The following is a 1815-nucleotide window of genomic DNA, read 5'->3' as shown; positions in this document are numbered from 1 at the left end:
ATCTGTTCGCCTCGGCGGTGGTGTGCGGTGCACTGACCACTGAGGCGGTGCTCGGCTCGCGTCGTCCGTTCGATGCCCGCATCCACGAGGTGCGCGGCCAGCGCGGTCAGATTGATGCCGCTGCCATGTACCGCCACGTACTTACCGATACCAGCGACATTGCCGAATCACACCATAACTGCGAGAAGGTGCAGGATCCGTATTCCCTGCGCTGCCAGCCGCAGGTGATGGGCGCATGCCTGACTCAGCTGCGCCAGGCGGCAGAAGTGCTGCTGGTGGAGGCCAATGCGGTGTCCGATAACCCGCTGGTGTTTGCCCAGGAAAACGAGGTGGTTTCTGGCGGCAACTTCCACGCCGAGCCGGTGGCGATGGCGGCAGATAATATCGCGCTGGCGATTGCCGAAATCGGGGCGCTGTCTGAGCGTCGAATCGCGCTGATGATGGATAAGCACATGTCCCAGCTGCCACCATTCCTGGTGCGTAACGGCGGCGTGAACTCGGGCTTTATGATCGCCCAGGTCACCGCCGCGGCACTGGCAAGCGAGAACAAGGCGCTGTCGCACCCGCACAGCGTGGACAGCCTGCCAACCTCAGCCAACCAGGAAGATCACGTGTCGATGGCCCCGGCTGCCGGGCGTCGTCTGTGGGAGATGGCCTCTAACACCCGCGGCGTGCTGGCGGTGGAGTGGCTGGCGGCGTGTCAGGGTATTGATTTGCGCGAAGGGCTAACATCCAGCCCGCTGCTGGAGCAGGCGCGTCATACGCTGCGCGAGCACGTTACGCACTACGATGACGACCGCTTCTTTGCGCCGGATATTGATAAGGCGATGCAGCTTCTGGAAGAAGGGCGGCTGGTGGGGTTATTGCCTTCCGTGCTGTGATTTTTACCCTCACCCTAACCCTCTCCCTGTGGGAGAGGGCCGGGGTGAGGGCATCAGCCCGCACGATTACGAATACATCGCCGTAATCGACGCGCTACCCAGCGAATGGAAATGCACGTTAAAGCCTACCATCGCGCCGCTCGCCCCTTCGTCGACCTCAATCTTGTCCACATCCAGCGCGTGCACGGTGAAGATATAGCGGTGCGTTTCCCCTTTTGGCGGCGCCGCGCCGCCGTAGCCCGCTTTGCCAAAGTCAGTGCGCGTCTGAATCGCACCGTCAGGCAGAGCAACCAGATCGGAACCGGAGCCCTGCGGTAATACGCGCGTGTCGGCGGGCAGGTTTGCCACGATCCAGTGCCACCAGCCCGACCCGGTTGGCGCATCCGGATCGTAGCAGGTCACAACAAAACTTTTGGTTCCCGCTGGCACATCGTCCCACGCCAGATGGGGAGAGATATTATCCCCCTGATAACCCATCCCGTTAAACACGTGACGTTCCGGCAGCTTTTCGCCGTCGCGCAAATCTTTACTGATGATTTTCATCCGATTTTCCTCGTTACTCACTCATTCAGAAAGTGTAACGCATGGGGTTAAATCGCGAAATGCGCTGAAGTGTTAACGGCTTCAACCACTGCCCCGGTCAGCTTGCGGAGCTGATCCGCAGAAATGCTGTACGGCGGCATGAGGTAAATCAGCTTACCGAAAGGTCGCACCCACACGCCCTGGTCAACGAAGAAGCGCTGCAACGCGGCCATGTTCACCGGATGCGTTGTCTCGATTACCCCGATGGCGCCCAGTACGCGGACGTCCGCGACGTATTCCGCCTCCGCCGCCGCGCTTAACTGCTGCTTCAGCTGCGCCTCAATCGCCGCCACCTGCGTCTGCCACGCGCCGCTCTCCAGAATGGCGAGGCTTTCGCTTGCCACGGCGCAGG

General features: G+C 61.1%; 3 protein-coding genes. 1 reads left to right on the top strand and 2 read right to left on the bottom strand.

All coding sequences use genetic code 11. The features are described from left to right. The coding region (locus DD606_RS24930) for an aromatic amino acid lyase (RefSeq protein ID WP_176691487.1) at positions 1-881 on the top strand (881 nt) is incomplete at its 5' end. 66 nt (positions 882-947) lie between these two features. Here DD606_RS24930 and DD606_RS24925 read toward each other — a convergent pair. Beyond that, on the bottom strand, positions 948-1424 hold the full coding sequence (locus DD606_RS24925) for a kinase inhibitor (protein ID WP_003858531.1): 477 nt from the start codon (positions 1422-1424) through the stop codon (positions 948-950). 47 nt (positions 1425-1471) lie between these two features. After that, a partial coding sequence (locus tag DD606_RS24920; RefSeq protein ID WP_129259437.1) for an aminotransferase class III-fold pyridoxal phosphate-dependent enzyme occupies positions 1472-1815 on the bottom strand: 344 nt, incomplete at its 5' end.

The organism is Enterobacter cloacae complex sp. GF14B, assembly GCF_004136805.1.
Classification (GTDB): domain Bacteria; phylum Pseudomonadota; class Gammaproteobacteria; order Enterobacterales; family Enterobacteriaceae; genus Enterobacter; species Enterobacter hormaechei_C.
The sequence above is the reverse complement of the archived record's forward strand: the minus strand, read 5'-3'. Positions and strand labels throughout refer to the sequence as shown.